This window comes from Sinosporangium album (assembly GCF_900100605.1).
Lineage (GTDB): Bacteria > Actinomycetota > Actinomycetes > Streptosporangiales > Streptosporangiaceae > Sinosporangium > Sinosporangium album.
On record NZ_FNCN01000075.1, the window covers coordinates 1 to 5911 of the forward strand.

The window sequence follows — 5911 nt, forward strand, 5'->3', positions numbered from 1 at the left end:
GTCTACACCCTCGACCTCCTCGTCCCCGTCAGCGTCTTCGAACAACGCGCCGCCTGGGACCCCGCCGGCTGGACCCGATGGCTCGCCTGGACCCTGATCGCCTCCGGCTGGATCCTCGCCACCGCCCTCATCGCCGGCACCGCCCGCGTCCTCCGCCCCCCAAACCCCCCATGACGCGCGGCCTCCCCGTCTTCCCCCCTGAAAGCACGTTCCCCTGAGCCCCGGGAAGCCCGGCTGCTACCTCTCCTCGACGGTGATGACGCCTTCCTTGCCGAGCACGTTCCCCTGAGCCCCGGGAAGCCCGGCTGCTACCGTGGCGGCTCCGTCCCTCGCGCACCGAGCGTCACAGGACCACCATGCAGCCACTCTCCGCTGAGCGTTCACCGTCCCTGCCGGAGCTCCAACGCTACGTCGAGCAGATGGAGCTGGCGCGCGGTCTCAACGACAGTTCGCTCATCGAGCAATGTCTCAAGCTGAGCGAGGAAGCCGGCGAGGTGTGCAAGGCCGTCCGCAAGCATGAGGCGCTGTCGATCGACACCGCCAGCGCCATCGGAGACCTCGGCCACGAGCTCGCCGACGTGCTCATCTACGTCGCCGCCATCGCCAACCGCGCCGACATCCACCTGACACGCGCGCTCGGCACTCAGGGGACGGAAACCCTCGCCGACCTGCAGCTCCATGTCGCCGAACGAACCGATGTGGCGCACCCCCTGATCGAACAGTGCCTCCTGCTCTCCGCCCAAGTCGGCGACGTATGCGCCTCCGCACTCGGGCACGAGCCCGCCCAATCCAATCTCGCCGACGGCCTGGCCGGTGTCCTCCTACGACTGACCGCGATCTCCAACCGGGCCAACCTGGACCTGACGCAGGCCCTACGCACCAAAGAAGAGATCAACGACCGCCGCGTCTGGGCCCGACCGGGCACCGCACCATGAGGTGCCCCGAAGATCGGGACAACCCCATTCTCCCGATCAACGGCTCCGACGTGTTGTTGGAGTTGGCGACATGAAGCGGGCACCCATAATCAGCCCGTGATCGCGATCGGGACGTTCACCCAGAAGATCGACCACCAGCCCAGGCCGAACAGGTCGGCCTCGACGGTGAGGAGATCAAGGCCAGCGCTCCCGGCAGGAAGGGTGGTAACGGCGACGGATACGCTTTTATCACGTGGTAATACAGCGGGTGAGGGTTCCGATCGCCGGATCGTTAGTGCCTGCCGATGCCTCCCCGACACGGCTGCCCCTGGCGCACGCTACGGCTGGCCGATCCTCATAAGCTCCGATCACCACCCGCCGGATTAAGGCCCGCCGTCCTGGCGGGACCGCTTTTCGTATGGCGACAATGGCCTTTCACAGGTAGTTCCCTGCGGCGGCGGTGAAGTCTGCGGCCCGCGCCGCCCCACGCCGTGCCCAATCGCTGGCCCAGCGTGCGGCTGACGCACCCGCGTCGCGCGCGATTTAAGCGATTCTCGCTGTGTGATACTGGCGACAGCGCCTTCGACTAGAGCCTCCAGCCACGGCTGCCAGCTTCCAAGGTCCTTGCCTTGAAGCGCGCCTCGACAATGCTCCACACGAACGCGCCCACACTCGGGCAGATTGTCGCCTCGGGCGGAGCGCCCACGGCGAAGGCCCCGAAGCAGAGACCGAAGGCCCGCAGGCGGGCCTCGCCCTCCTCGCCGATCTGGACGAGGCGCTGCCCCGGCATCATCTTCTTCCCGCTACCAGGGCCGAACTCCTGCGGTGCCTCGGCCGCCCCGCGGAGGCCGAGGAGTGTATGGCAGAGCCTTGGAAACTCGTGGGGCACGGACACAGAGCGTGACCTCCTTCTGTCGCGCCGGGCCGACACGGTGCGCTGAAACGCACGTCCGTCTGAGGAGGTTGCAGGTCAGCGGCACGATATCGGCTTGTCAGCCGACGTTTACGGGTGGGACCCACGTTGCGACGTCAGGGTTTTGTGGCATTCGATTCTGACGGACATCCTCCCAGCCCAAGGGTGTGTGGTGGAAATTTTATGATCTATCGTTCTTTACTATGTTATTGCACTCCTAACGGTTGATCTTGTAACTTTGCCGGGCTTGCAAGATCGCCGAAAGGACGGTTGTGTGAGAAATCTCCCTTCCACCCCCCAGCATCGGCTACTACACCTTGTAACCGGAGGTGCCCTAGTAGTCAGCGGGCTGGCAATTCTTCAAGTTCCCGCAGCCGCGGCACCACCCCCGGCTGTGCGGCTCGTGAACGAGGACCCCCACCAGCCGGTGGAGCTGCTCGGGGCCGCCACGGAAACCATGCGCGCCACCCGTCACCCGGATGGACGTATCACGATGGAGACCTGGTCCCAGCCCGTACGCGTGCAACAGACCACGGGAGCATGGGCCTGGATCGACACCACCCTCGTCGAGCAGGGCGGCGTTCTTCGCCCGAAGGTCGCCAAGACGACATCGCACTTCTCACCAGGAGGTTCGGACAAACCTCTCGTCACCTTCAGCCCCGACGACAAGCAATCCGTCAGCCTGCGCTGGCCCACAGCCCTCCCGCGCCCCACCGTCCACGGCAATAAGGCGACTTACGCCGACGCCGGCGGGTCAGGGGCCGATCTCGTGCTCACCGCGCTACCCACTGGGTACAGACAGGAGATCGTTCTTCGCTCGAAACCCTCTAGACCCGTGGAGATCACTCTCCAAGTGGAGTCGAAGGGCCTCAAACTCCGGGAGCGCAAGGGTGGCCTGGACCTGGTGACATCCGCCGGGCACCGAATCTCCCGGGCATACAACGCGGCCACATGGGCTAAGCCGGAAGGCGACCGGAAACCCGCCGCCGCGCCACGCGGGCCCGGGCGGGTCAAGACCGCACTGAGCAGAAGCAAGGACCGCCAATCCTTGGTCATCGCACCCGACGCGGCACTCCTCAACGCCCGCTCCACCACCTATCCGCTGACCATCGCCTCCACCTTCACCACCAGCACGAACATCGACGTGGACATCGCCGACGACGGGCTCTCGGCAGATCCGACCCGCCCACTCCTCACGGCCGGCACGGTTTTCGGGCTCCCGAACCGGACTTACCTGCAGTTCGACACCAGAGGTCTGATCGGCAACCAGGTGCTGGACGCCAAGCTCTCCCTTCTCAACACCGATGCGCCGTCGTGCGGCGATCCGGTCGGCGACGGCATCCAGGTTCGCAGGGTGACGAGCAGGTGGAGCCAGGACACCCTCACGTGGGCGAACAAACCCACCTCGACAGACGAGGGGGCCCGGACGGTCACCAGGGCGTTCGCTCCCTTGTGCGATCCTGGCAGGCTCGAATGGCCGCTCACCGACATCGCGCAGAGTTGGGCCGGCGGTACCGGCAACTTCGGCCTCGAACTCCGTGCCGCCAACGAGGCCAATCCGGACGACAACTGGCGCGCGCTGGCCTCCTCGGAACATGGAGGACCCGACACGACGCCAAAGCTGACGGCCACGTTCGAGAGCTTCGGCGAGCCCACGATCGTGCACCCGGCGGGCCCCGACGGCGTCGAGGTGTTCACCGCGCCTCAACTCTGGCGGCGCGGAATGCCCATGGCGGAGGCCCAGGCCCACGCTCTGGACGTGGCCGACGAAAGGGTGGCGGCCCACTCGACGGCGCTCGGACCGCCGATGCTCGACATGGTGACCGGCGAGGTCGTCACACCCGCGGTCACCCCCGAAGGCCAAGCCGTCGCCACCCCGGCGCTGACCGGAACCGCCTACCTCAGCAACGGTGGTGCGGACTGGAGCCAGGCCGACGAATTCGAAGGCTCCCAGGAGTCCGGCGCCGACGGCACCGGTGCGTCCGGGGTGACGCAACCCTTCACCTTGAGCCCGCGCGTCCCCATAGTGAGCAACAGCTCCTCCCGGCTCACCACCATCGCCGGGGAGATCCTCGGGCTCGACGCCGAGATCCCGGGCGTCGACAAGATCATCGAGAGCACGGTCTGGGCGGAGCGCAATCAGGTCATGGTTCAGGCCAGCGCAGTGACCCCCGCACTGCGGCTGGCGCTGGCTCAGCGGTACGGCACGACGACGGTGGCGATCTGGCTGCGGCCCGGCGTGGAACGTCCGATCCGCATGATCGCCGAACCGGATCCAGATATCAGCACGTGGAAGTGTGCTCTGGACGGCAACGGCAAAGAACGCGACTGCCGCCTGAAAGACGGAATCATCGGCGGCTCTACCATCGGCGAGTTCGACGCATTCATCAACGGCGGCAGCCGTTACATGTCGCACGGCGGTAGATGCTCGACCGGCTTCGCCTGGGGTTCGCAGTCCGACAACTACTACATCACCGCCGGACACTGCCTCCCCACCAACATGCCGGCCAACCAGACACCTGGGCTTACCGACAACAGCGGCACCCTGGGCGACCGGGCGGGAACCACGTACACCGACGGTAAGGGGAGCATCATTCTCCCGAACCCCAGGGGCGGCCTCCACGGCGACCTGGCGCGGATCAAACTCACCACGCGAGTGCACACCGCCTCCATTTTCTCCGGCGACCGATATTCCCATAAAAAGCGCGCAGTCGTTGGAAAATGGAGCCGCAGTCCCAGGAAGGGCGACCAGTACTGCAACGGCGGATACAAAACGGGTGAGCAGTGTGGCTGGGTCGTCGAGGACCCCAACGCGATGGCCGAGTATGAGAACCCCGGAAACCAGCCCGACGACAACGTCTACCCTCTGGTCCAGGGCAGCAGAACCGGGAAGTGCACGCTGTCGGGAGACTCGGGAGGACCCGTCTACACGGTCATCCAGCCGGGTTCCCCTGGCGCTGGGAAGGTGATGGCCAAGGGCATCATCAGCGGTGGGAGCAGGGCGGAGAGCACTTTCTGGCCCTTCTCCTGCAACAACTACTTCACCGATATTCGGGAAGTGGTTCGCACGTGGGGAGGCGACATCAAGAAGCGCAGCATCAACTGAGCCGAATCGCCTAAACTGAAGCGGTGCCGACGATGAACAATGCCTTTGATGCTCAAAGAAACATAGCTCTGGCCTTGAGCGCTGTTCTGCTGACGGCGGCGTGCGGTCGTCAAGCGCATTGGTACGCCATCGAATCTGCGATGGTGGCGAGGGATGGGCGCACGGTGACCGCCACCATCTTGACCAGCCCTCCCGCCCCCGACGGAACATTCTGCGAAGAAGTGACACAGGTTGCCACTGCAGAGCATGACGACCGGGTTCTCGTGGGGATCGAGATTCGCGATAACTGTGAACCGCTCTTTCCGTGGGAGGACGGAGGGATGAGGAAGGCCATGGGTTATCCGATGAAGAAGCAGCTTCTTCTGGAGAAGCCGCTGGCTGGCCGACGTCTCATTGACCAGGCCACCAACCAGGAAATACCCATCATGCAATAGCCGTGGCGCTGTGCGGGCACGCGCGTGCCCGCACAGCGCCACCAACCCACGGCCAGCCGGGCGTTTCGGCAACTGGATCATCACGGCACGCATCCTGGGCAGCGGCTGCGTTCTGCCCTATGGGGGTGGGAACACGACGAGCTGTATCGGCGGACTGTCAAAGGAACAGACGATCGGGGCAGCGGCGCTGATCGCACTGGTGCTCTTCGTCATCCAGATCGGGCTGATCGTCCTGGCGGGTCGGCGCATCCGCTCCGGCCCGCGAGGACGATGACCGTGATGTGGGGTCAGAAGGATTCGTCGAAGGAGACGTTGTCTTCGACGGCCACCACCCTCAGCCCTACGAGCAGCTCGCCACGTGGTACCGCCGCATCGGCCACGAACCCGACGCCCGCCGCGTCATGCTCGCCAAACAGCGCCAACACCGCACCACCCTGCGCCCCACCGGCCGCGCCTGGGGCCGACTCCTCGACGCCATCGTCGGGTACGGCTACCGCCCCTGGCAGGCCGCCCTCTGGGCCGCCGTCCTCCTCACCACCGGCAC

The 5911-nt window shown here is 65.6% G+C and carries 5 protein-coding genes and 1 pseudogene; 5 read left to right on the top strand and 1 reads right to left on the bottom strand.

Annotated features, from left to right (window positions below; translation table 11 throughout):
* The first annotated feature begins 356 nt into the window (after positions 1 to 356).
* Positions 357 to 935 (top strand): MazG nucleotide pyrophosphohydrolase domain-containing protein, encoded by a 579-nt coding sequence (locus BLQ73_RS30560; protein WP_093176380.1) that lies wholly within the window; start codon positions 357 to 359, stop codon positions 933 to 935.
* Positions 936 to 1500: 565 nt separating this feature from the next.
* On the opposite strand, the gene BLQ73_RS30565 is transcribed toward BLQ73_RS30560, so the two are convergent.
* On the bottom strand, positions 1501 to 1809 hold the full coding sequence (locus tag BLQ73_RS30565) for a hypothetical protein (protein WP_093176383.1): 309 nt from the start codon (positions 1807 to 1809) through the stop codon (positions 1501 to 1503).
* Between the two features lie 421 nt (positions 1810 to 2230).
* Here BLQ73_RS30565 and BLQ73_RS30570 point away from each other — a divergent pair, with 421 nt between their 5' ends.
* The 4 genes and pseudogenes from BLQ73_RS30570 to BLQ73_RS30585 all read left to right on the top strand — a co-directional run.
* A complete protein-coding gene (locus BLQ73_RS30570; RefSeq protein WP_093176385.1) occupies positions 2231 to 4933 on the top strand; it encodes a DNRLRE domain-containing protein in 2703 nt (900 codons plus the stop codon).
* A 23-nt stretch (positions 4934 to 4956) separates the two neighbouring features.
* Positions 4957 to 5367, top strand: coding sequence for a hypothetical protein (locus BLQ73_RS30575; protein ID WP_143020552.1), 411 nt, complete (start codon positions 4957 to 4959; stop codon positions 5365 to 5367).
* Positions 5368 to 5377: 10 nt separating this feature from the next.
* The gene (locus BLQ73_RS30580; protein ID WP_093176390.1) at positions 5378 to 5641 is read left to right on the top strand and encodes a hypothetical protein; all 264 of its coding nucleotides are present in this window, start codon (positions 5378 to 5380) and stop codon (positions 5639 to 5641) included.
* A gap of 7 nt (positions 5642 to 5648) precedes the next feature.
* A pseudogene (locus BLQ73_RS30585) lies at positions 5649 to 5911 on the top strand (membrane-associated oxidoreductase); the annotation flags it as partial.

Coding starts and splice junctions, on each gene's coding strand:
- BLQ73_RS30560 (WP_093176380.1), top strand. CDS start 357: ATGCAGCCACTCTCCGCTGAGCGTTCACCGTCCCTGCCGGAGCTCCAA.